General features: G+C 56.4%; 18 protein-coding genes. 14 read left to right on the top strand and 4 right to left on the bottom strand.

Annotated features, from left to right (window positions below; translation table 11 throughout):
* Positions 1 to 32: 32 nt before the first annotated feature.
* The gene (pgsA, locus tag CPY64_RS10540; RefSeq protein ID WP_026482947.1) at positions 33 to 605 is read left to right on the top strand and encodes a CDP-diacylglycerol--glycerol-3-phosphate 3-phosphatidyltransferase; all 573 of its coding nucleotides are present in this window, start codon (positions 33 to 35) and stop codon (positions 603 to 605) included.
* Positions 606 to 610: 5 nt separating this feature from the next.
* A complete protein-coding gene (locus CPY64_RS10535; protein WP_042481648.1) occupies positions 611 to 1,861 on the top strand; it encodes an MFS transporter in 1,251 nt (416 codons plus the stop codon).
* A 180-nt stretch (positions 1,862 to 2,041) separates the two neighbouring features.
* Here the strand turns inward: CPY64_RS10535 and queF are convergent, their stop codons facing one another.
* On the bottom strand, positions 2,042 to 2,869 hold the full coding sequence (gene queF, locus CPY64_RS10530; RefSeq protein ID WP_042481646.1) for an NADPH-dependent 7-cyano-7-deazaguanine reductase QueF: 828 nt from the start codon (positions 2,867 to 2,869) through the stop codon (positions 2,042 to 2,044).
* A gap of 308 nt (positions 2,870 to 3,177) precedes the next feature.
* On the opposite strand from queF, the gene aceA reads away from it, so the two are divergent.
* The 10 genes from aceA (at position 3,178) to CPY64_RS10480 (ending at position 11,737) form a co-directional block, all read left to right on the top strand.
* Positions 3,178 to 4,485: an isocitrate lyase gene (aceA, locus tag CPY64_RS10525; RefSeq protein WP_009455950.1), complete on the top strand. Its 1,308-nt coding sequence runs from the start codon at positions 3,178 to 3,180 to the stop codon at positions 4,483 to 4,485.
* A 587-nt stretch (positions 4,486 to 5,072) separates the two neighbouring features.
* Positions 5,073 to 6,041 carry a membrane protein gene (locus tag CPY64_RS10520; RefSeq protein WP_042481643.1) on the top strand — a complete coding sequence of 323 codons (969 nt, stop codon included), beginning with the start codon at positions 5,073 to 5,075 and terminating at the stop codon, positions 6,039 to 6,041.
* Position 6,042: 1 nt separating this feature from the next.
* Complete coding sequence (ccoS, locus tag CPY64_RS10515) at positions 6,043 to 6,228, top strand: cbb3-type cytochrome oxidase assembly protein CcoS (protein WP_042481642.1); 186 nt, start codon at positions 6,043 to 6,045, stop codon at positions 6,226 to 6,228.
* A 183-nt stretch (positions 6,229 to 6,411) separates the two neighbouring features.
* Positions 6,412 to 7,899 (top strand): cytochrome-c oxidase, cbb3-type subunit I, encoded by a 1,488-nt coding sequence (gene ccoN, locus CPY64_RS10510; protein ID WP_021446465.1) that lies wholly within the window; start codon positions 6,412 to 6,414, stop codon positions 7,897 to 7,899.
* A 10-nt stretch (positions 7,900 to 7,909) separates the two neighbouring features.
* Positions 7,910 to 8,569, top strand: coding sequence for a cytochrome-c oxidase, cbb3-type subunit II (ccoO, locus tag CPY64_RS10505; protein ID WP_042481640.1), 660 nt, complete (start codon positions 7,910 to 7,912; stop codon positions 8,567 to 8,569).
* Positions 8,570 to 8,743, top strand: coding sequence for a CcoQ/FixQ family Cbb3-type cytochrome c oxidase assembly chaperone (locus CPY64_RS10500; RefSeq protein ID WP_009455945.1), 174 nt, complete (start codon positions 8,570 to 8,572; stop codon positions 8,741 to 8,743).
* Positions 8,740 to 9,657, top strand: a complete 918-nt coding sequence (gene ccoP, locus CPY64_RS10495) for a cytochrome-c oxidase, cbb3-type subunit III (RefSeq protein ID WP_042481638.1) — start codon at positions 8,740 to 8,742, stop codon at positions 9,655 to 9,657. The genes CPY64_RS10500 and ccoP overlap by 4 nt, the downstream gene beginning before the upstream one ends.
* Before the next feature lie 37 nt (positions 9,658 to 9,694).
* Positions 9,695 to 11,194, top strand: a complete 1,500-nt coding sequence (ccoG, locus tag CPY64_RS10490) for a cytochrome c oxidase accessory protein CcoG (RefSeq protein ID WP_042481636.1) — start codon at positions 9,695 to 9,697, stop codon at positions 11,192 to 11,194.
* A gap of 18 nt (positions 11,195 to 11,212) precedes the next feature.
* Positions 11,213 to 11,416, top strand: coding sequence for a FixH family protein (locus CPY64_RS10485; protein WP_042481634.1), 204 nt, complete (start codon positions 11,213 to 11,215; stop codon positions 11,414 to 11,416).
* 66 nt (positions 11,417 to 11,482) lie between these two features.
* On the top strand, positions 11,483 to 11,737 hold the full coding sequence (locus tag CPY64_RS10480) for a hypothetical protein (protein WP_042482206.1): 255 nt from the start codon (positions 11,483 to 11,485) through the stop codon (positions 11,735 to 11,737).
* 138 nt (positions 11,738 to 11,875) lie between these two features.
* Here CPY64_RS10480 and CPY64_RS10475 read toward each other — a convergent pair whose 3' ends face one another.
* Positions 11,876 to 12,604, bottom strand: coding sequence for a helix-turn-helix domain-containing protein (locus CPY64_RS10475; RefSeq protein WP_009455938.1), 729 nt, complete (start codon positions 12,602 to 12,604; stop codon positions 11,876 to 11,878).
* A gap of 324 nt (positions 12,605 to 12,928) precedes the next feature.
* On the opposite strand from CPY64_RS10475, the gene clpB reads away from it, so the two are divergent.
* Positions 12,929 to 15,520 (top strand): ATP-dependent chaperone ClpB, encoded by a 2,592-nt coding sequence (gene clpB / locus CPY64_RS10470; protein WP_042481631.1) that lies wholly within the window; start codon positions 12,929 to 12,931, stop codon positions 15,518 to 15,520.
* A 320-nt stretch (positions 15,521 to 15,840) separates the two neighbouring features.
* Here the strand turns inward: clpB and CPY64_RS10465 are convergent, their stop codons facing one another.
* Together CPY64_RS10465 and glnE are read right to left on the bottom strand one after the other, a co-directional pair.
* Positions 15,841 to 16,539 (bottom strand): epoxyqueuosine reductase QueH, encoded by a 699-nt coding sequence (locus CPY64_RS10465; RefSeq protein ID WP_026483517.1) that lies wholly within the window; start codon positions 16,537 to 16,539, stop codon positions 15,841 to 15,843.
* A gap of 102 nt (positions 16,540 to 16,641) precedes the next feature.
* Positions 16,642 to 19,398 (bottom strand): bifunctional [glutamate--ammonia ligase]-adenylyl-L-tyrosine phosphorylase/[glutamate--ammonia-ligase] adenylyltransferase, encoded by a 2,757-nt coding sequence (gene glnE / locus CPY64_RS10460; RefSeq protein WP_042481628.1) that lies wholly within the window; start codon positions 19,396 to 19,398, stop codon positions 16,642 to 16,644.
* Between the two features lie 100 nt (positions 19,399 to 19,498).
* Between glnE and CPY64_RS10455 the strand changes: the two genes are divergently transcribed.
* Positions 19,499 to 23,104 carry a YhdP family protein gene (locus CPY64_RS10455; RefSeq protein WP_042481626.1) on the top strand — a complete coding sequence of 1,202 codons (3,606 nt, stop codon included), beginning with the start codon at positions 19,499 to 19,501 and terminating at the stop codon, positions 23,102 to 23,104.
* Positions 23,105 to 23,153 lie beyond the last annotated feature (49 nt).

Here is a 23,153-nt window from a genome sequence, read left to right as displayed (position 1 = left end):
CCTTTGTTTTAAATTAGGTTGGTATCCAAGCTATGCCTTTTAATCTGCCCATAGCCCTGACGTGGCTTCGCATCGTTCTGATCCCCTTGATCGTCGCCCTGTTTTATCTGCCAGCGGATTGGCTGAGCATGGAAACACGCGATCTGTGGGCCGCTTCGGTGTTTATCGTGGCCGCCGCTACGGACTGGTTTGACGGCTGGCTGGCTCGTCGCTGGAACCAGACGTCCTCCTTCGGCGCCTTTCTGGACCCGGTTGCGGACAAGCTCATGGTCAGCGCTGCCTTGCTGGTCTTGCTGGATCTGGGCCGTGTGGATGCCTTTATCGCGCTGATTATTATTGGCCGCGAAATCACCATTTCGGCATTGCGGGAATGGATGGCCAAGATTGGTGCCAGTGGTAGTGTGGCTGTTCACCGCTTGGGTAAATTCAAAACTGCGGCGCAAATGGTTGCCATTCCTTGTCTGCTGTACTGGTCGCCTGTTATGGGCTTGCCGACACGGATCATTGGGCAAGCCCTGATTATTGTCGCCGCAGTCCTGACGGTCTGGTCCATGTGCTACTACTTGCAAAAGGCCTGGCCGGAAATCAAGAAAAAGCAACTCTAAGACAAATGGCTAATTCATCAACAAGGACGCTGGACGGGGCGGGGCCCGACGGTTCGCAGGACTGGCGGGTTATTGGTGTCATCGGTATTGCACACGCCAGTTCGCACTTCTTTCAGCTGATTCTGCCCACACTGTATATCTCCCTGGGCCAGGAATTCGGTTACGACTTCCTGACCTTGGGCGGTCTGGTAACCACCTTTTATCTGGTGTCCTGTTTTGGGCAGGCTTCTTCCGGTTTTCTGGTTGACCGCATCGGCGCCTTGCCGGTCCTGAAGGTGGGCCTGTCCTGTTTTGTGGTAGCGGCCTTGCTGATCGGTACGGCCAATGGCTATGGTATGTTGCTGGCGGCGGCCTTGATCGGTGGCGTGGGCAATGCCGTGTTTCATCCGGTGGATTATTCCATCCTGAATCACCGTGTCAGCCCGGCTCGTTTGGGTCACGCTTTTAGCGCACACGGTTTGACGGGGAATCTGGGCTGGGCCTTGACGCCGGTCTTTATCACCACGCTGACCATCTATTTCAACTGGCGCGTTGCTGTACTCTCGGCGGCAGCCTTGATTGCGGCCATTCTGGTGCTGGTTCTGATGAACCGGGATGCCTTGGCAGGGCGCACGGCCTCGGGAGCAGCGCCTGCGCGTCCGCAGGCCAAGGAGTCGGTCTGGACGACCTTGTCTACCTTGCTGTCGCGTCCCTCCTTGTGGGGTGCCTTCCTGTTCTTCGCCTTTGCGACGGCAGCCATGGCGGTGGTGCAGAACTACACCATCCCCATGCTGCACAACACCTATGGCATTGATAAGGTGACGGCGGGTACGGCCTTGTCCGGCTTCATGCTGGCTTCGGCCGCGGGCATGTTCGTAGGCGGCTTCATTGCTTCCACCACACCACGCTCTGAAGTCATTGTGTTTGTGTCTCTATGCGTATCCGGGGCTTTGCTGCTGGTGCTGGGCGCGGGCTGGGTCATGCCGTCACTGGCCTTGTTTGTGGTGGGGGCGGCTGGTTTCTGCTCGGGCATTGCCTCGCCGTCGCGGGACATGCTGATACGCCGTGTCACCCCCAAAGGGTCTACCGGCGCGGTATACGGCCTGGTGTATTCGGGCATGGACGTGGGCTCTTCTCTGGCGCCAGTAGGCTTCGGTTTGCTGCTGGACGTGGGCTTGACCCAGGCTCCCTGGTACGGCGCAGCCATCGGGTATTGGACTGCGGCCGGCCTGGCGGTGTATGTGGCTTCTACCGTAAGTCGTGCGACCAAATCCTGATTGGCTTGAAGCTATTCATGGCTACTTGGACAGCCCTAAAAGAGAACCCCAAAAACCTGTCAAGTTTTTGGGGTTTTTTCTTGCCCTGACTGCGTCTTGCTGCGGGGCTTGGCACCTTGAATCCAGAAAGGCGTATTGGCCCTCCTGGTTCAAACATCCCTAGCGGGCTTTATATAGAGATCACTGACGCGCCAGTCGAGGTTCGTCCACGCTATCCGCGTGGCTGCTGCGCCAGGGATTGATGTCCAGGCCGCCGCGGCGGGTATAACGCGCGTACACCAGCAAACGTTCAGGCTGGCAGCTTTGCAAAATATCGCTGTACAGGCGCTCTACACAATGCTCATGGAACTCGGTGTGACGGCGCAGCGAAACGATATAGCGTAGCAAGGAAGCAGGATCAATCTGCGGACCGGTGTACCGCACTTGCACGCTGCCCCAGTCGGGCTGGCCGGTGACAGGGCAATTGGACTTGAGCAAATCGGACACCAGGGACTCGGTCACAATGGGGGCATTTGGGAGGCATTTCAGCAAACCACTTTGTGGCGTGTAGTCCTGAATGCTGATGTCCAGCTCATCAATGCAGTGGCCTTCCAACTGGCTGATGGGCTGACCGTTCAAGGCGCCAAGCGGAATCAGCGTCACATTGACGGCAGCACCGGCAACCGCGCTCAAGTCGTGCTCCATGCGCTGCACAAGACTGGCCATATCTTCCACCACTTCATCATTGAACGAGTTCAGATAAAGCTTGAAGGACTTGGATTCAATGATGCGTGGACTATTCCAGGGAATGACAAAGCGTGCCAGGGCGACAACGGGCTTTCCTTTGGGATTGAGCCAGGAGATTTCGTAACCGTTCCAGATATCGGCACCATTCCATTGCTCGGGAACTTGGAGCGCCTGGCGGTTCAGGGAGCGCTCAATGCCAAACAGGACGCTGGGATCGTACTGTGTGGGATAAACCACATCGTGCCCAAGAGGCGAGTCTTTTAGAGGGGAGGTGTTGCTCATTGGCGGGTACTGCAGAAATAAAACAGGAAACCGGTGCAGCGAGCAGGCGCTCACCGGGCAGCATAAAGACGATTATCCCACATTGTGAAATCCTTGTCTCAGTATGCAAAAAACGCCTGTCGCGTCGCACAGTTTTTCATTTCACAAACAGGTAAGTCATTTCATATCTCGAAATTATTTATTTATCTATATGATATTAAACAGAAAAATAATTACTCTTATATAAGATAGAAAACATGGTTGCGGTGCAGCATTTGGGTAGACTGTAGTCATCTTGTTCACTGTTCAATCCATCTTAGGAGTCCATCATGAATGCTCGAGAAACTGAGATCCGCAATTTGCAAAAACGCTGGGCAGAAGATCCACGCTGGCAAGGTATCAAGCGTGGTTACACCGCTGAGGAAGTAATTCGTTTGCGTGGTTCTCTGGTCGAGGAGCACACTCTGGCTCGCCGTGGCGCTGAGCGTCTGTGGCAGTCCATCAATCAGGAACCCTTTGTGAATGCACTGGGCGCCCTGACGGGTAACCAGGCCATGCAACAGGTCAAGGCTGGTTTGAAAGCGATTTACCTGTCGGGTTGGCAAGTGGCTGGCGATGCCAACAGCGCCGGCGAAATGTACCCTGACCAATCGCTGTACCCCGTTAACTCGGTGCCTTCCGTGGTGCGTCGCATCAACAACTCCCTGGCCCGCTGTGATCAGATCCAGTGGATGGAAGGGGTGAACCCAGGTGACGAAGGCTACGTGGATTACTTCGCTCCTATCGTGGCCGACGCGGAAGCCGGTTTCGGTGGCGTGCTGAACGCATTTGAACTGATGAAAGCCATGATTGTGGCGGGCGCTGCTGGCGTTCACTTCGAGGACCAGCTGGCTTCGGCCAAGAAGTGTGGTCACTTGGGTGGCAAGGTGCTGGTGCCCACTCGTGAAGCCATCTCTAAGCTGGTGGCTGCTCGTCTGGCTGCCGACGTTCTGGACGTTCCCACGATTCTGGTTGCCCGTACCGATGCGGACGCAGCGGACCTGATCACCAGCGATGTGGACGAGTACGATCGCCCCTTCATTCTGGACGAGCGTACGGTTGAAGGCTTCTACCGCACTCGTGCCGGTCTGGATCAAGCCATTGCCCGTGGTCTGGCCTACGCTCCTTACGCCGACCTGGTCTGGTGCGAAACTTCCACCCCGGATCTGGAATACGCTCGCCGCTTTGCGGAAGCCATCCACCGTCAGTTCCCTGGCAAGCTGCTGTCCTACAACTGCTCGCCATCGTTCAACTGGAAGAAGAACCTGGACGACGCCACCATTGCCAAGTTCCAGCGCGAGCTCGGTGCCATGGGCTACAAGTTCCAGTTCATCACCCTGGCTGGTTTCCACGCACTGAACTACGGCATGTTCGAACTGGCTCACGGCTACGCCCGCAACCAGATGAGCGCCTTCGTTCAACTGCAGGAAAAAGAGTTCGCCGCGGCACCACTGGGCTTTACCGCGGTGAAACACCAGCGCGAAGTGGGTACAGGCTACTTTGACGCTGTCACCCAGACAGTTGAAGCCGGTAAGTCCTCGACAACCGCACTGGCCGGTTCGACCGAAGCCGAGCAGTTCGCGCCCTCCGAGGCATAAGCAGGACAGGGAAGGGTAGATAGCCCCTTCTCTGGTTGCAGGCAGCCCACCGTACGCTCCAGTCGGTGGGCTGCTTTTTGTTTGCGCGCTGGTTTTTGCTTAAAAACTACATATTTCAAATATCAAATTTGAAGGCTTGATATTTGATGGCAATGGCTTTGAACAGGGTTTGGAAGTACCGAGAACGAGGGCAGAAAACGGGCCTGAAAAGGCTTGCAAAGCGGGTGGCAGGCTCTGCATGTTTTTAAATTCAGGATGGACGTTTTCGTGAATTGATTTGCATTCACGCAGTTACGTCATTTCGTCATGAAAAGGCTTGATAATCAAGCCATTCTCATAGAGACAAGGCGTGGTAGACTTTGGCCGTGCAAGGAGCAGATAGCCAATGCAACGGAGTTGTCCTGGCTTGCGTTTGGGAATAAAAAAAAGGCTGCCAATGAGCAGCCTTGAAAGCATTGAACAGTTAGCGCCGTGTTGGGGGGGTAACGGCCTGAACAAGATGCATAAGGACAACGATATAGGATCGAAGCAAAGTCGTATTGATTTAAATCAAGAATGAAGAAATATCAGTGGCTTATAGTCCTTCCATGCGCGCATATTCGATTTTTTCTCTTCCAAAGCCTCTCACTGATGAGCAGCGGTCGCGTCGGCGACACACATTAGCCCGTTTGGGGCTGTCCTGGCTGGCTGCCATGCAGGTGATGATGTTTGCTTTTCCCGGTTATATGCGCTCCTTCAGCACTCGCGCTGAAGACATCGAATCCCTTTCGCAAGTCATTGTGCTCATGAACTGGGCGGGCCTGTGCCTGACCATGCCTGTTGTTCTGTACTGTGCCTGGCCCATCTTGAAGGGCGCGCTCAAAAGCCTGTCCGAAGGGCGTGTTGGCATGGACGTGCCCGTGGCTCTGGGTATTGTGGGTGCCTTCCTGCCCAGCGTCTATAACACCTGGACCCAGCAAGGCGAGGTGTATTACGACTCGGTCACGATGTTCGTGGCCTTTTTGCTGACCGCTCGTTATCTGGAGCTTTGTGCGCGCCAGTCGGTTACGCAATCGGCCTCCCATGATCTGATCGAACGCTTTCGTCAGTCCGTGACGGGTCATTCCAATACGCTGGCGTTCTGGTTTGTCAGCATCCAGCTGGTGCTGGCTGCTGCCTTTGGCCTGGTCTGGTACTGGATAGACCCCTCGCATGTTGTTCCCGTGGTGGTTGCCATGCTGGTCATGAGCTGCCCCTGTGCCATGTCCATGTCGGTTCCTTCAGCCGTCGCCTCGGCGCATGCAGGCTTGCTGGCCAGACCTGCGAAAAATGAATTTGAAGTTGTACAACTGACCCAGCAAACCGGTCGCATCGCTCGTCAAAACCTGTACGGTTCGATCGTCTGGCACTTGCTCATGACTCCTTTGGCGGCCTTGGGCATTGTGGCCCCCTGGCTGGCCGCCGTCAGCATGCTGGTGTCCTCTTTGGCCGTGGCGGCCAACTCCTGGCGCATCTATCGCAGCCGCACCCGCGAGGTGCCGGCTCAATGGACCGGTCCAGCAGCAAGGCAGGGCTGATATGTTTGGCTCTTTGCTGGTCCTGATCCCCATCTCCATTTTTCTGGTCATTGTCATCGGTGTCTCTTTCTGGTGGGCGATTTTTGCCGGTCAGTTTGAAGATACGGGCAATGCGGCGGATTCCATCTTGCTGGACGACGACTCCACAGTGGGTCTGTCGGGAGCAAAGCGTCCACCCGATTCCTGATACCTGCCAATTTTGTTTTTTAGCCCTGCAAATGGTCGGCGACACACAGTCTGCGGGGCGGAAACACACGCGAGCGCGTGCTTTCCGAAGTTTTTTGATAAGCATCAAGTAGCGGATTACCGACTTGCTGGATGATGTAGCTTGTTGTCGCTTGTATTAACAATGTTTGTTTAGGGGAAGCAAATGGGCACTTCCGATGCAGTCGGAAATAACGCCGAAGTCTTCAATTACGGGATTGTGAGGCAGTTCGCCATCATGACCGTATTTTGGGGCGTCATCGGCATGGCAATAGGCCTTTTTATTGCCTTGCAGTTGATTTGGCCAGAACTCAATTTCGACACACCGTGGCTTAGTTTTGGACGTCTGCGTCCACTGCATACGAACGCTGTGATTTTTGCCTTTGGTGGCACCGGCTTGTTCGCGACATCCTACTATGTCGTGCAGCGTACCTGTCAGGCCCGTTTGTTCTGCGACAAGCTGGCCGCCTTCACTTTCTGGGGTTGGCAAGCTGTGCTGGTGGCTGCGGTCATTACCCTGCCTATGGGTTACACCAGCTCCAAAGAGTACGCCGAACTGGAATGGCCCATTGACATCCTGATCACGCTGGTCTGGGTGGCTTACGCCATTGTGTTCTTTGGCACGATCGTCAAGCGCCGTGTGCGTCACATCTATGTGGCCAACTGGTTCTTTGGCTCGTACATCGTCACGATCGCTGTACTGCACATTTTCAACAACCTGGAACTGCCCGTCAGCTTCATGAAGTCCTACTCGGCCTACGCCGGTGTGCAGGATGCCATGGTGCAGTGGTGGTACGGCCATAACGCCGTGGGCTTTTTCCTGACCACGTCCTTCCTGGGCATGATGTACTACTTCATCCCCAAACAGGCCAACCGTCCCATCTACTCCTACCGCTTGTCCATCGTCCACTTCTGGGCTCTGGGCTTTACGTACATGTGGGCTGGTCCTCACCACTTGCTGTACACCTCCTTGCCAGACTGGACCCAGTCCTTGGGCATGACTTTCTCCCTGATTCTGCTGGCTCCCTCCTGGGGCGGCATGATCAACGGCATCATGACCCTGTCGGGTGCCTGGCACAAGCTGCGTACTGACGCGATCCTGAAGTTCATGGTTGTGGCCCTGTCCTTCTACGGCATGTCGACCTTTGAAGGCTCCATGATGGCTATCCGCACGGTGAACGCGCTGTCGCACTACACCGACTGGACCATTGGTCACGTGCACTCCGGTGCGCTGGGCTGGGTTGCCATGATTACCTTCGGTTCCCTGTACTACCTGATCCCACGTCTGTACGGCCGTACTGAAATGGCTCGTCCTCGTCTGATCGATCTGCACTTCTGGCTGGCTACCCTGGGCGTGGTGCTGTATATCGCCGCGATGTGGATTGCCGGTGTGATGCAAGGTCTGATGTGGCGTGCTACCGGTGTTGACGGCACCTTGACCTACAGCTTTGTGGAAGTTGTGAAGGCGACTTACCCCTTCTACGCTATCCGTGCTCTGGGCGGCGCCTTCTTTGTGGCCGGTATCTTGCTGATGTCCTGGAACGTGTTCCTGACCATCCGTGCAGGCGAGAAAGGCATCAACCCTGTTGTGCCCCTCAAGAACCCAGACGCCCGCGATCCAGCCCTGGTGGGTCCCACCCCTGTGCTGGCCTAAGGAGTAAATCATGGCTAATGACACTAAAAAGCGCTTTTCACACGCCACGATCGAGAAAAATACCGGGTTGTTGATCATCCTGAGCATCTTGGTGATCTCTTTCGCAGGTCTGGTTCAGATTGTGCCCTTGTTCTTTCAACACTCGACGACCCAGCCCACTGAAGGCATCGAGCCGTACGAGCCCTTGCGACTGATGGGGCGTGACATCTACATCCGTGAAGGTTGTGTGGGCTGTCACTCGCAGCAGATTCGTATGTTGCAGTCCGAAGTGCAGCGTTATGGTCCTTACTCGCTGGCTGGGGAGTCCGTCTATGACTATCCCTTCCTGTGGGGTTCCAAGCGTACGGGTCCTGACCTGGCCCGTGTGGGCCAGCGCTACAGCGACGAATGGCACCGCATTCACCTGCGTAACCCACGTAACGTGGTGAAAGAGTCCAATATGCCCGCCTACCCATGGCTGCAGAAAAACTCGGTCGAAGGTGAAAACATTCAGGATCGCATGAAGGTATTGCGTACGCTGGGTGTGCCGTACACGCAGGAACAAATTGATGCCGCTCCAGGGGAGCTGGTGGGCAAGACCGAAGAAGATGCCGTGGTTGCCTATCTGCAAGGCTTGGGTGTAGCCAGTCGCGACGCAGCTGCTAGGGCTGTGGAGCAGGGGAGTCACTAAATGCTAGCCATCATCAACGGTGTTATGACTGCTTTGGCGATGGCGACCTTCCTTGGCATTTGCTGGTGGGCGTTCTCTCGGGGACGCCGCCAGGCCAACGAAGAAGCCGCGCTTCTGCCTTTCGCCTTGCCCGACGAGGGATGCAACGATAAAAACCCTGGGGGTTCCGAATGAGTGACTTTTTTAATAATGGCTGGAGCCTCTGGATTTCCGGCATCGCCTTGCTAGGCATCATATTTTGTTTGTGGCTGTTGTTTACCCAGCGTGCATTTCTGGGCAAGACGGTCGATGTGGAAGAAACCGGCCACGTCTGGGATGGTGACCTGACCGAGCTGAACACGCCGGTGCCTCGCTGGTGGACTGTGATGTACATCGGTTTGTGTGTGTTTGCCTTGGGTTACCTGGTGCTGTACCCCGGCCTGGGCAGTTTCAAGGGTACATTGGGTTTTAGTTCCGGCCAGCAGGTCAAGCAGCAACAGGCCGAGATCAATGCTCGCCTGGAGCCTGTGTACGCCCGTTACCGCGAAATGCCTATCGAAGAGATCGCTCGCGATCAGGAAGCCCGCGAAATTGGTCAGCGTCTGTTCTTGAACAACTGCGCTCAGTGTCACGGTTCCGATGCACAAGGTGGTCCCAGCTTCCCTAACCTGGCCAACAAAGCCTGGTTGTGGGGTGGCGAGCCCGAGCAGATTCTGCACACCATTACCGAAGGCCGTACCGGGATGATGCCGCCACAAGCGCAATTCACCCCCGCTCAAGCCTCCGATGTGGCTCAGTATGTGCGTTCCTTGTCCGGCCTGGCTGCCGATCCTCTGCGTCTGGTTGCTGGTAAACGTGTCTATGACAGCGCGTGTTTTGCCTGTCACGGTGCGGATGCCAAGGGCAACACGCTGTTGGGCGCTCCTGACCTGACTGACGATTACTGGCTGTATGGCAGCTCCGAAGCCACTATCGTTCAGACTGTCCTGCAGGGTCGTACCAACCAGATGCCGGCACAGAAAGCCACTCTGACTCCTGAGCAGATTCGTTTGCTGGCAGGTTGGGTCTGGGGCTTGTCGAACAATGCCGAGCCTGCCCAGGCTAACTAGTGTGTTTTAAATTGATCTGACGCCTTCAGGACTTGCAATGAGTAGTGATTCTTCCCAACCCGGCGCTGATAACGCGCAGGGAACCGTGCCCAAGTGGCAACCTCCACGTAACACCAAGGGAGCGGGTGGAACCTCTCCGCAAGTCGAGAAGGCGCTGGTCGATGTACGCAGCAAAATCTATCCACGATCCGTCAAGGGCGTGTTCGCCCGCTGGCGGATCTGGATGGTGTATTTCACGCAGATCATCTTCTATGGTCTGCCCTGGCTGGAATGGCACGGTCGTCAGGCGGTGCTGTTTGACCTGCTGGAACGCAAGTTCTACATCTTTGGCATGATTTTGTGGCCCCAGGACGTTATCTACCTGACGGTGCTGCTCCTGATATCTGCCTTCTCATTATTCCTTTTCACCGCCATGGCCGGCCGCTTGTTCTGTGGCTACGCCTGTCCGCAGACGGTCTATACCGAGATCTTCATGTGGGTCGAGCGCAAGGTGGAAGGGGACCGTCTGGCGCGTATCCGCTTGGATGAACAAGCCTGGAACGCCCGTAAATTACGTCTCAAGGCAACCAAGCACTTCCTGTGGATCGTGATTGCTTTGTGGACCGGCTTTACCTTTATTGGCTACTTCGCTCCGATCCGTGAACTGGGGGGCGAGCTGATTGCCTTGTCCCTGGGCCCTTGGCAGTGGTTCTGGCTCTTGTTCTATGCCTTTGCCACCTGGGGTAACGCCGGTTTCATGCGCGAAGCCGTTTGTAAGTACATGTGCCCCTACGCACGTTTCCAAAGTGCCATGGTGGACAGTGATACCTTTGTGGTGACTTACGACTTCGTGCGTGGTGAAACCCGCGGTGGTCGATCTCGCAAGATTGACCACAAAGAAGCCGGCATGGGCGACTGTGTGGACTGCAGTCTCTGTGTTCAGGTCTGTCCGACCGGTATTGATATTCGCGATGGCCTGCAATACATGTGTATTGGCTGTGGCGCCTGTGTGGACGTCTGTGACCAGGTCATGGACAAGATGGGCTACGAAAAGGGCCTGATCCGCTACACCTCGGAGCGCGCCATTAAGGAGCGCATGACGCAGCCCCAGGTGCGACGTCGCATGCTGCGCCCGCGCGTGCTGTCTTATATCCTGATTCTGGCCGTCATTTGTGGTGCCTTCGTCTATACCTTGGCGACACGTACACCGATGCGGGTGGACGTGATCCGTGACCGTGGCGCACTGGGGCGTGAAGTGCCCGGCGGCATGATTGAAAACGTGTTCCGTCTGCAAGTCATCAATACCTCGGAAGAGGCCATGGAGCTGCAGTTGTCCGTCACCGGTCTGGAAGGCGCGCGCATTCATTTGACCGAGAACGGCCAGGATCACATTCATGTGGCGCCTGCTGGCAATCGATTGTTGCCGGTCGTGGTGCAAGTCCCAATTAGTAGTGCCAAGCCGGGCCTGTATGATATTTCAATCCAGGCGGTAGGCGAGCACGACGGGGGCCGCAAGACCTACGTGAATGAACGCAGTAGTTTCTACATTCCTCAGTAACTTTATAAAGAGCAAAACATGGACGAATCAAAGGACAGTGGACCCTGGTGGCGTGAACCGTGGCCCTGGTTGTTGATGGCCGGCCCGGCTCTGGCTATCGTGGGCTGCGCCATCACTATTGTGCTGGCGTTCCAGAACTTCAGTAATCAGGGAGTGACAGACGGCGGCGTCAAGCAGGGCCTGGTCGTCACCAAAGGCGAGCCTGCTCGAGAGCAGCACTGAAAGTAGTTGATACACCGTTACGCTAGGGTTGAGAGAAGTATGTTTCCGTTCAAGAAGGGGGTACGAATGACCATCCGATCGTTGATGTGGATACTGTGGCCTTCATTCCTGGTCGCTGGGGTGCTAAGTGCAATTGTGTTTGCCTTGGTGGACCCGTTGGACATCGTTGTACTTGGACATATGCAAGTGGATCGACTGACCTTTTATACGGTGGCGTTTTTTCTGTTCTGGGTAGCCGCATCGGTGGCTTGTACGCTTAGCCTGTATATGTCGTCTGGCTCGCCAGCGGCATTGGCTGAACCGGCAGATAGTCTGGACTGATCCAGACAAGCGCTTAAAAGAAAAAAGCGCATGCAAATTGCATGTGCTTTTTTTGTGCGCAGTGTGTGCCCAGGAGCGGTGCAGCAGGCCGTAGCGCGTTCAGCAAGCTATTTGAGGCCTAGGCAAGGGCCAGGAGCTTTAATCGCACTCCGTGCCTGCCAGCGTACGCAGGGCGGCCAGGTCCAGCAAGTGGACTTCGCGCTGGGAGATTTTCAGCAAACCTTCGCGCGCAAAACGCGAGAACAGGCGGCTGACCGTTTCCAGTGTCAGGCCCAGGAAGTTGCCGATTTCTTCGCGGCTCATGCGCAGAATGAATTCGTAAGGGGAGTAGCCAAGCAGCGACAGGCGCTGGGACAGGTTCAGCAAGAAGGCGGCCAGGCGTTGCTCGGAACGCAGTCCGGCCAACGTCATCATCAACTGATGGGCGCGGTTGATTTCCTTGCTCATCAAGCGACGGAACTGCTGTTGCAAGATAGGCAGCTGGGCCGACAGACGGTCCAGATCATCGAGGCGGATCACACAGACCTCGCTGTCTTCCAGGGCGATGGCGTGGGAGACATGGCGATTTTCAACCAGACTATCCATGCCCAGGATTTCTCCTGGTAATAAAAAGCCCGTAATCTGGATGTGGCCGGTGGAATCTTCCAGCTGCATCTTGATCGAACCAGAGCGCAGGCCATAGATTCCCTCGACCGAGTCGGCCAGTCGAAACAGCACGCCGCCCTTGGGGATGCGGATGCGCTCCTTGACTAATTCGTCCAACCGCTCCATTTCATGCTTAGGCATCCCAAGAGGTAGACACACCTCATTGAGCATACAGCTGGAGCAGCGTATGGAGTCAGCGGTAACCGAGATACGTTTTTGCATAAGGAATAATGTCAGATGGCGAAACGCTAAATCTTTGAGTCAAATCAAGTGTAATTGTAGCTTTTTATTGGTTGGTATTCCCGCTAATCCTTAATATGTTTAGTTCTTAAGGCTCGCCCCATGCGGGAAATGGCTGCTCATGCCGGGTACAGCGTGGTCAGACTGCTCTTGCCAGGTTGTTGTTTAAAAGCGATCCAAACACTTGAATACTTGGTTTTTGTCCTTATCTTCAATTCATCCTGTTATTTGTTGCGAGATCTGGGCGAGCAGTATTTAGTAACTGTTTGCTTTAGCTTATCGCATATTTTCTCAAGTGAAAATTCTATGCGAATCGATAAATTGACAACGAAGTTTCAACAGGCTCTAGCCGATGCGCAGAGCCTGGCTGTTCGCGAAGACAACCCCTATCTGGAACCTGCCCACGTGCTGGTCGCCTTGCTGGCTGATGCCGACTCTGGCACAGGCAGCTTGCTGGCTCGTGCGGGCGTTGCCATTCCCCGTCTGGAAAACGAGCTCAACCGCCTGATCTCCAATCTGCCCAAGGTACAAGGGGCGGAAGGTCAGCAGCAGCTCAGCTCGGCTCTGCAAGCCGCCTTGGCCAAAACTGACAAGGAAGCCGCTCAGCGCGGTGACACCTATATCGCCAGCGAATTGTTCCTGCTGGCCTTGGCTGATGACAAGAGTGAAACGGGTCGTGCCCTGCGCGATGCCGGTTTGCAGCGTCGTGCGCTGGAGGCCGCTATTGAAGCCGTACGCGGTGGTGCCAATGTGAATGATGCCGAAGGTGATAGCAACCGTGAGGCGCTGGACAAATACACCACAGACCTGACCGAGCGTGCCCGTCTGGGCAAGCTGGACCCGGTGATTGGTCGTGACGACGAAATTCGCCGCACGATCCAGATTCTGCAGCGTCGCACCAAGAACAACCCTGTGCTCATTGGTGAGCCCGGGGTGGGCAAGACCGCCATTGTGGAAGGGCTGGCGCAGCGTATCGTGAACAACGAAGTGCCTGAAACCCTGAAGGGCAAGCGTGTTCTGGTGCTGGACCTGGCGGCTTTGCTGGCCGGTGCCAAGTATCGCGGTGAGTTTGAAGAGCGTCTGAAAGCTGTCTTGAAAGAGCTGTCCAAGGACGATGGCAAAACCATTGTCTTTATTGACGAGCTGCACACCATGGTGGGCGCCGGCAAGGCCGAGGGCGCCATGGATGCGGGCAATATGCTCAAACCCGCCTTGTCGCGCGGCGAGTTGCACTGTATCGGTGCCACCACGCTGAACGAATACCGTCAGTACATCGAGAAGGATGCCGCTCTGGAGCGTCGTTTCCAGAAGGTGCTGGTGAACGAGCCGGACATGGAGTCCACGATTGCGATTCTGCGCGGTTTGCAGGAGCGCTACGAGCTGCACCACGGTGTGGCGATTACCGACCCGGCCATTGTGGCCGCGGCCGAGCTGTCGCAGCGTTACATTACGGACCGCTTCCTGCCCGATAAGGCCATTGACCTGATCGACGAGGCTGCTGCCCGTATCCGTATGGAGATCGACTCCAAGCCCGAGGTCATGGACAAGCTGGATCGCCGCATCATACAGTTGAAGATCGAGCGTGAAGCCGTCATCAAGGACACGGACGAGGCCTCTCAGCGTCGTTTGCAGGCCATCAATGACGAGATGGAAAAGCTGCAGCGCGAGTACAACGACTATGAAGAGATCTGGAAAGCCGAAAAAGCGGCGGTTCAGGGCTCGCAAGTTGTTAAAGAGGAAATCGAGAAAGTCCGTGCCGAAATGGCCGAGCTGCAACGCAAGGGTCAGTTCGACAAGTTGGCTGAGCTGCAATACGGCAAGCTGCCCGAACTGGAAGAGCGCCTGAAAGCGGCTGAAGCCAATATGGACAAGGCTGATCAGGACAAACCTCGCTTGTTGCGTACGCAGGTCGGTGCCGAGGAAATCGCGGAAGTGGTTTCGCGTGCAACCGGTATTCCGGTGTCCAAGATGATGCAGGGCGAGCGTGAAAAGCTCTTGCAGATGGAAGACTACCTGCACAAGCGTGTGGTCGGTCAAGGTGAAGCAGTACGTTTGGTATCGGATGCCATCCGTCGCTCGCGTGCGGGTCTGTCTGATCCGTCCCGCCCATATGGTTCCTTCCTGTTCCTGGGGCCAACTGGCGTGGGCAAGACCGAGCTGACCAAGGCATTGGCCAACTTCCTCTTTGACTCCGAGGATCACATGATTCGTATCGACATGAGCGAGTTCATGGAGAAACACTCGGTGGCCCGCTTGATCGGGGCGCCTCCCGGCTACGTGGGCTATGAAGAGGGCGGTTACCTGACCGAGGCCGTGCGTCGCAAACCTTATTCGGTGATTTTGCTGGACGAGGTAGAGAAAGCACACCCCGACGTCTTTAACGTGCTCTTGCAGGTGCTGGACGATGGTCGTTTGACCGATGGCCAGGGCCGTACGGTGGACTTCCGCAATACAGTGATCATCATGACTTCGAACCTGGGTTCGCAGCATATTCAGCGTTTGTCGGGTGAGCCTTACGATGTGATCAAGGAAGTGGTGTGGGAAGAAGTGAAACAGCATTTCCGCCCCGAGTTCCTGAACCGTATCGACGAAGTGGTGGTGTTCCACGGTCTGGAAGCAGAACACATCGAGTCCATTGCTCGTATCCAGCTTGAACGTCTGGATCAGCGTCTGGCCCAGCGTGATATGCATCTGGAAGTCAGCGAGGCTGCTTTGGCGCAGTTGGCCAAGGCTGGGTTTGACCCTGTGTTTGGCGCACGTCCTTTGAAACGTGCTATCCAGCAGCACATTGAAAACCCGGTGGCACGCCTGATTCTGGAAGGCCGCTTTGGTCCTAAAGATGTGGTGCCTGTGGACTGGAAGGACGGCGAGTTTACGTTCACCCGTAGTATCCAGTAATCAGCAGGCTCTGATTTCTGCTGTGCTGGTGAGCGTTGAGCAGTAGAGCTGACCAGCACATGCAGTAAACCGTAGTTGAAACGGCAGTAAAAAAGCGCCTTGGGAAACCAGGGCGCTTTTTCTTTGGCTCTACGGAATGTTTCAAGCCTAGGTTGCTTTCCCTCTGATCCGAGCCACCCACTTGGTTTTTGGCAAAGACAAAGCTATTCAGAATCCTGGTGGAGCTTATCGATGCACTGCTCGTATAAGGGACAACTGTCAAGCAGAGGCTGTTTCAGCCAGGTGTGCTGAGTCCGTCAGGACGAACGGTCAGGCTTTGCTTAGGCGTTCTCGTGTGCCGGAGCCGGAGGCGGTGTCAGGTCCAGTTCATCCTTGCCGTAGAACTTCACACCGATCTCGACACGAGGGCGGCCTTGCGAACGGCGGTGGCGGTTGGTGTCCCGCAGCGAGTACACGCAACCGCAGTATTCCTGCTGATAGAAATTCTCGCGTTTGCTGATTTCCAGCATGCGTTGCGAGCCGCCACCTTTGCGCCAGTTGTAGGTCCAGTACTTCATCTCCGGATAACGGGCTGCGGCGCGTTCGCCACAGTCGTTGATCTGGTTCATGTCTTTCCAGCGCGAAATACCCAGCACGCTGGAGATGATGTCGTAGCCATTTTCATGGGCGTAGAGGGCCGTGCGCTCAAAGCGCATGTCAAAGCAGACCGTGCAGCGCTCGCCACGCTCGGGAGCGTGCTCCAGGCCGCGTACACGTTCAAACCAGTTATCTACGTCGTAGTCGGCGTCAATGAACTCGATGCCGTGCTGTTCGGCAAAGCGGATGTTTTCCTGCTTGCGCAGTTCGTACTCGCGTACAGGATGGATATTGGGGTTGTAGAAAAAAACGGTGTATTCAATCCCCGAGGCGTGCAAGGCCTCCATCACCTCGCCCGAACAGGGGGCGCAGCAGGAGTGCAGCAGCAATTTCTCGCGCTTCTCCGGCATGGTTAAAACTGGACGATTGAGCTGAGTGGACATGAATCTGAATCCGAGTAAAAAGGCGTCCCGAGTCGGTCGCACAATAAATCAATGCGACTATTGTAGATTCTTGGCAAAGTTTAGTGAAATCAATCTGTTGCCTTAGTACCCCAGGACCTCGTCCCATAGTCGCGTAACGGCCTGCCGCTCCTGGGTCAGCTCGGTTTGCGGCACACGGGCTTTTTCTGCTCCTTCCAGACGCAAAGCGTGCTGACGACGGCGCAGGGCGCGGTAGGCATCGGCCACCTCCTGAGCATGGTCGACCGCGATCAGGCCCGCCTGCGCGGCAATGCCCAGCAAGGCGATATTGCCCAGGTTTTCCAGCAGTTTGGGATGCTCGCGGCTATGGCACAGCACCAGATACTGGGTGATGAACTCCACATCCACCATGCCGCCACGGTCGTGTTTCAAGTCAAACAGCTCGCTGCGATTGGGGTGCCCGGCACTGATCTTGTCACGCATGTCCAGAATGTCGGCGCGCAGTTTGCGACGGTCCCGTTCCATCAGCAAGATGGAGCGGCGGATTTCATCGAAACGTTCCTTGATCTGGGCATCCCCGGTCACAAAACGGGCGCGGGTAATGGCCTGGTGCTCCCAGGACCAGGCACTGCGGGTTTGATACTGCTCGAAGGCATCCACGCTGACAGCCAGCAAACCGGCATCCCCATCCGGGCGCAATCGCAGATCAATATCGTAGAGACGGCCGGAGGAGGTCATGGCGGACAACCAACTGGTCATGCGGCGGGCCAGCTTGATGTAGCGCTCCACATTGTCCTGGCTGGGGTCGTCGTACAAAAACACCAGATCCAGGTCCGAGGCGTAGCCAATTTCCTTGCCGCCCAGCTTGCCATAGGCAATGACGGCAAAGCGGGGCGGGGTGTCATGTTCGGGGCCCAGGCTGCGGGGGCGCGTCAGAGGCCAGGTACGTTCCAGCGTTTCGGCCAGCATCATGTCGGCCAGGGCCGAGAGCTGGTCGGCCAAGGCCTCCACCGTCAGCACGCCTTCCAGATCCTGAGCCAGCAACTGGAAGGTGATCTGGTGCTGCCAGTCGCGCATCATGTTCATTTGCTGTTCGACGTCGGCCTGGCCATCGGGCAGGCGGCACGCGTCCAGATCGCGGCACATTTGCTCGGACAGGGCCGCAAAGTCCGGAATTTCCATCAGCGAATGCCATTCGATCAGACTGTCCAGCAGGAGCGGATACTGAGACAGATACTGCGCGGCCCAGGGGCTGGCCGAAACAATACGGGCAACGCGGGCCAGCGTGTCCGGGTATTCAGCCAGCAAAGCCAGATAGGCGCTGCGCTGGGCAATCAGCTCGATCAGGTTAAAGAGCCGGGTCGCCGTCATTTCCGGGTTTTCGGAGCGGTAGGCGTAGTCCTCGGCCAGAGGAATCAAGCGTTGTACGCGATCCAGGCTGGCGTTGGGCAGGCTGCGCAGGCGATGGCTGTTCAGCAGGGCCTGACGCAATTGTTCGATGCGTTCCTGCAAAGCCTGATCCTGCTCGGCGCTGTTGACTTCAGGGGCGGGGGCGGCCGCGGCAGGAGGTTCGGCACTGGCTTCCTCGCCCATACCTGCCAGACGGAAGGCATTGCGGAAGGTATGCGACACAAATTTTCGGTGCTGGCCTAGCTGCTCGTCGAAATCGGCCAGGCTCAGGTCTAAGGTGGCCGCCAATTCGGCGCGCAGTTCTTCGTCCTGGGGCAGCAAATGGGTTTGCTCGTCCTCACGGTACTGCAGGCGGTGTTCGACACGCCGCAAGAAGGTATAGGCGGCCAGCAGCTTGTCGCAGACCTCCTGGTCCAGCAGTCCGGCCGCGCATTGACCGCGCAAAGCCTTGTGCAGGCTAGTTGTTTGCAGGGAAGGCTGTCGTCCACCGCGTATCAGTTGATTGAGCTGAACCACAAACTCAATTTCTCGAATCCCGCCATCCCCCAGCTTGATGTTGTGCCAGGTCTCCACGCCATTGCGGTTCAGGGCGCGGCGTGTCCAGTCCTGACGGATGCGCTCGCGCAGGCCGCGTAGGGCGGACAGGGCATCAAAGTCAAAATATTTGCGGTACACAAAAGGGGTACGCAGCGCTTCGAAGTGATGCACATCACCCGCGCTGCGGCTGCCTTCAAAGGCCTGGGCCTTGATGGGGCGGGCCTTGATCCAGGCATAGCGTTCCCATTCCCGGCCCTGGTTGACCAGATAGTTTTCCAGTGCCTGCATGCTCCAGGCCAGCGGCCCGGAATCGCCGTCCGGGCGCAGGCGCAAGTCGGTACGAAACACCTGGCCGAAGGCATCCGTATCGGACAGCACGGGCATCATGCGCTGGGTAACTTTGCCGTAAAACTCGTGATAGCTCAGGGGGCGGCGGCCATCGGTTTCGCCGTCCTCGTCGTAAAGCATGATCAGGTCAATGTCCGAGGAAACGTTTAATTCCCTCCCGCCCAGCTTGCCCATACCCAAAATAATCATCTCCTGGGGCAGGCCAGTTTCCGAATTTTTAGGAATACCGTGGATTTCCGCCAGTTGCTGCGCCACGGTTTCATAGGCTTGTGCCACGGCAAGATCAGCCAGGCTGCTCATGGCCTGCATGACTTCTTCCAAGGGCGCCAGGCCATTGATATCGCGGATCATCAGCACCAGGAAAACCCGCTCGCGCAGTTGGCGCAAGGCCTGGCGCACTTGTGCCAGACGATCATTATCGGGTTCGGGCAGCAAAGTCCTATACCATTGCGTAATCAGTGCGGGGGTGACAGGGTGCTGGGCTTGCTCTTCCAACCACGTTCCAAATTGTGGTTGAGCGTTTACTTTTCGACGCAAGGGGCCGGACCATTGCATCACGGGCTTCAATATAATGGACTGGCTCATACGATAAGAGGCTTTTCGGATAAGGGGGAACGGCAAGTGAAATGACTTGTCTGACTAGGCCGGAAATGACCGCATCTAACTATACTCGGGAATTGATTGCATGGTAGTTCGAGGGCTTGTGCGACTGGCGCTGGTGCTCTATTTTGCGCTGATGCTAAGCCTTGTCGGGCTACGTTATTTGTTCGTGCCCCAGCTGGACAATCTGCGTCCCTATCTGGTGCAGAAAATCAGCGAACAAACCGGCCTGCAAGTCCGGATTCAAGAATTAAAAGGCGACTGGCAGGGCTGGAATCCCCATCTTTCCGTGACGAATCTGTCGCTGGCAGAACCCGGGCAGGAGCCCATGTTGCAGTTGCCCAAGCTGCAGGCCGATATCAGCTGGAAGTCCTTGTTCAGTGGTTCGCTGCAGTTGCGTCAGCTGGATGTGCAGGGTTTGACGATTCCGGTACGGCGCGACCCCCAGGGACAGATTCTGGTGATGGGCCAAGTGCTGGATTTGAATGATGAGAGTGCGCCCTCAGAACCGGAAGCATGGCAAGGGCCGGTTCGCTGGCTGCTGGAGCAGCGTGGTATCCGCATTCAGGGCATGTCCTTGCAATGGCAGGATGATATGCGCGGCGCACCTGCCTTGCACCTGCCCGCGATTGAATGGCAGATTGGCTATCGACAGGGCTGGCACGAGGTGAACCTGGCTACCGCCTTGCCAGCCAATCTGGGTGAATCCCTGGCCCTGTCCTTGCGTGTACAAGGCAAACGTCGTCTGCCTGAAAATGTGGATGTGCTGGATCTGCCTTGGGAAATGACGGCACAGGCCAAGGCAGTAGACGCACCCGCGCTGCGCCCATGGCTGGACGTGCCAGTGGCCTTGGACAGGGGCTGGGTCAATATGCGTGCGCAGGCCAGCCAGCCCAAGGCCGAGCAGACCATACAGATGCAACTGCTTGCTCAAGTGCGGGATATGGCCGTACTGACTGAGAGCGAAGATCGCCTGCAGCTGGAGCAGGCCAGTCTGGAGCTGGAGGGTGGTCTGAACGATTTGCAAGCACTGGCCCAAGGCAAGCAAAGTGGTGATGTCCAGTGGGCGCTGGCAATGACTGGCTTTGGCCTGCGTGTGCCGGATTTGTTTGCCCAATACCTGGCGGTGGATCAGCTCAATGCTCAAGGGACCGTTCACCGCGATGAGCAGGCCAGACTCAGCGTCAGCAAAATGAATCTTGCTTTTCGCAATCCTGACCTGGATGCGCAATTAACAGGAAGCTGGCGTGAGGATGCCAAGTTCGAGGCCGGTGTGGCCGATTGGCAGGGGCAATTCAAGCACCTGAATCTGGCGGCTTTGGTGAATTATCTGCCTTTGACGGTCAACCCTCTGGCGCGCGAATGGATGCAGGCTGGATTGGTGCAGGGGGCAGTGCGAGACGGAACAATCCGGCTGCAAGGGGGGCTGGATACCTTTCCGTATGGCTTGAGTCCGGAGGATGGCAGTTTTGAAGTGGCTGGTAGATTGGACGATGGGATTGTGGATTATCAGCCCGCCCGTCCCCAGCGTTTGGCCTGGCCGCGTCTGGAAGGCGTGCAAGGCAGCATACGCATGCATAACGACAATCTGGACATTGTGGCCCAGCAGGCGCGTATGCCTATCGCCAAGCAGCAGGATATTGCACTGCGCGATATTCAGACCCACATTACTTCCTTGGAGCAAAACAGCTTTTTGAAGCTTGAGGGCGTGTCGCAGGCTCCGGCGACCAGTTATCTGGCCCTGGTTCATCAATCGCCCTTGAATGCCTTGCTGGATGGTTTGCTGGTCGACAGTCGCGTCAAAGGGGATTGGACCGTACCCATCAATTTGCAGATTCCTCTGGATAATGCGGACGACACCCAGGTACAGGGCCAAATCCAGATGAGCAATGGCGAGTTTCAGTACATGCCTGAAGCCCCCTCGTTTACGGCCTTGAGCGGCGAACTGGCCTTTAGTGAAAAGGGTGTCAGTGCCCGGACGCTGACGGGCAAGATGCTGGGCGGTGATACCCAGATCAGCGGTGTGCTGGAACCCGGCAAGCCCGGTTTGCAGCTCAATGGTGTGCTGACTGCGCAAGGTCTGGAGCAGTACCTGGAACTGAAGGGCGTACAGCGCTTGCAGGGCCAGACTCCCTACAAGGTGCTGATGAAGCTGGATGCCAAGAGCTCTTTTTCCTTTGGTGTGGAGTCCGATCTGACGGGGCTGGCGCTGAACTTGCCCGAGCCTTTCCACAAGCCTGCCGAGCGCGCAGCCAAATTGAAGGCGGATTGGAGTAGCGACTCCGCCGCAAAAATGGACCGTTTGCAGATCAGCCTGGAAGATAGACAGACCTTTTTGCTGAACTTGTTGCATGCCCAAGGCTCGCGCCAAGGCAGCTATTTTCAAAGTGGCAGCATGGGGACGCCGGGGCTGGTGAACTGGCCCAAACGCGGTCTGGAACTGCATAGCCGTCATGACCGTATGGATCTGGATGCCTGGGAGAGGGTGGTCGAGGAGTTTGGTCAGAATCTGGATGGCAGTCCGTTGACGCCTTCGGGCCGTCCCTTGCTGCCTTTGCTGGAGCGGGTGCGCCTGCAAGCGGATCAGGCATTTTTCAGAGGGCAAGTGCTGGATCAGCTGGAGATGGAAAGCACGGAAGATGCCGCTGGCAGACTGTTTTTGCGCCTGAAGGCCAAGCAGGCAGAGGGGCGTTTGCAGGCCCAGCATCAAGATGGTCGCTACATCGGCATGTTCAATGCCAATTTCTCTCATTTGTACCTTGATAGTGGCAGGCCCGATTGGGCCTGGCCCGACGCTGAACAGCCCATGAATGACGATCTGCTCTTGCCCGCAATCTCGTTCAAGGTGGATGACTTGCAGATACAGGGCGTGCGCTTTGGCAAGCTGGAAGCCAAGGGCAAGCCTGCTGGAAAAGGAGCAAAGTGGACGCTGGAGAACTTTTCCTTGAATGCCCAAGGGATGCAACTGCACGGTTACGGCTCTTTGGCATTGACTGGGCCGCAGCGCGGGCTGGAATTGGTTGCCAATAGTCAGGTGAGCAATCTGGGACAGTTTGTAGATGTCAGCGGTTTGCTGACCGAGTCCATCAAGGATGGCGACGGAACCGTGCAGGCGGCCTTGTTCTGGGGCGATTTTCCCTGGTCTTTTGACAAGCGCAACATTCGCGGCCAGTTCAATGTGGATTTGCGTAAAGGGCGTTTTATCAGCCTGAAATCACGCTCGGCCAAATTGCTGGAGCTGCTCAGCCTGCAGTCCATCTCGCGCTTGAGCCGCCTGGATCTGGACTTGTTCGGTGCGGTGAAGGAGGGGTTTGCATTTGATAGCCTGACCGGGCGCATGAACCTGTCGCAGGGCAAGCTGGAACTGGACAATTATCAGATCAAGGGCCCGGCGGGGGCGATCAGCCTGAAGGGTTGGGTTGATATCAAGGACGAAACGCTGGACTTGATTGCCGTGGTGGACCCGAATCTGGACATGAGTGGCGCAGCGATTGCGGCTTATTTCACTGTCAACCCCATGGTGGGGGTAGGGGCCTTGCTGACGCAGTGGTTGATGCAGATTCCGATGAGCAGTCACCTGTCGGTTACCTACGCCGTTACGGGCAAGATTGACGATCCCCAGCTGAAAGAGCTGGAGGTGCCGGCGGTCAGTGCCGCGAAACAAGAGAAACAGCCGCGTGTTGAACCTTGATGCCAGCGACCTGACTCATAGCGAGTTTCCCTGAGTTCGAGGTGCTGCA

The organism is Alcaligenes faecalis, assembly GCF_002443155.1.
GTDB lineage: Bacteria > Pseudomonadota > Gammaproteobacteria > Burkholderiales > Burkholderiaceae_B > Alcaligenes > Alcaligenes faecalis.
The sequence above is the reverse complement of the archived record's forward strand: the minus strand, read 5'-3'. Positions and strand labels throughout refer to the sequence as shown.